Source organism: Streptomyces doebereineriae (assembly GCF_031845645.1).
Classification (GTDB): domain Bacteria; phylum Actinomycetota; class Actinomycetes; order Streptomycetales; family Streptomycetaceae; genus Streptomyces; species Streptomyces canus.
Genome location: NZ_JAVREZ010000288.1, coordinates 1 through 455, shown reverse-complemented (window position 1 = coordinate 455; position 455 = coordinate 1). Strand labels below are relative to the sequence as shown.

Genomic DNA, 455 nt, shown 5'->3' with positions numbered 1-455 from the left:
GCCCAGGCGGTGACCGGCCCCCGCCAGCCGTCCGACTCCGGGTACGCGGACGGGAGTTCGGCGTGGACCGCGTCGTACATCAGGTCCAGCAGCTCGCTCTTGCCCGGGACGTGCGTGTAGAGCGCCATCGCCGTCCGGCCGAGCCGCTCGCCGACCGCCCGCATCGACAGGGCCGCCATGCCGTCCTCGTCCGCGATCGCGACGGCCGCCGCCACGATGGCGTCCACGCTCAGCCGGGGCTTGGGCCCGGGGCCGACGCGCGGCGGTGCGGCGACCTCCGCGCGCCAGAGCAGGGAGAGGGAGCGGCGGGCGTCGCCCTGCCCGGCAAAGACCACCACTTGCGACTCCTTACGTCATAAAGTAACTTCGGCCAGGCAATGCTTTACTCCGTAAAGGTACCAGGGGAAGAGGTGTCGGCCCATGGGGCAGACCCTGTCGGTCATGCCGGTCAGCCA

1 protein-coding gene is annotated in these 455 nt (G+C 71.4%); it reads right to left on the bottom strand.

All coding sequences use genetic code 11. The features are described from left to right. Positions 1-338 (bottom strand): TetR family transcriptional regulator (locus tag RNB18_RS51925; RefSeq protein ID WP_311721047.1); only part of this gene is annotated, 338 nt, incomplete at its 3' end. Positions 339-455 lie beyond the last annotated feature (117 nt).